Here is a 238-nt window from a genome sequence, read left to right on the forward strand (position 1 = left end):
GGGGCTCGGCAGGCATCATCAGCCCGCGGATGCGGGCGGTTCGAGGAGGAATGCCATCTCCTGTGCGGCGATTATGGCCGCAACCAGCGCGTCCTGTCAGTCGGCCGGGCCGGGCCGGGCCGGGGCGATTCAGCCGAACACGTTCTCGTCCCGCAGGATGTCGTGATACCGCAGGAAGTCCCAGTGGAGATAGATGAACTCGGTGCCGTCCGGAAGCGTTCTTACCCCGAACTTGTCG

At 65.5% G+C, this 238-nt stretch carries 1 riboswitch.

The features are described 5' to 3' along the window. Positions 1-2 precede the first annotated feature (2 nt). Positions 3-70: riboswitch (Fluoride riboswitch) on the minus strand. Positions 71-238: the final 168 nt, after the last annotated feature.

This window comes from Bacillus sp. SIMBA_074, assembly GCF_046534555.1.
Classification (GTDB): domain Bacteria; phylum Bacillota; class Bacilli; order Bacillales; family Bacillaceae_G; genus Bacillus_A; species Bacillus_A mycoides.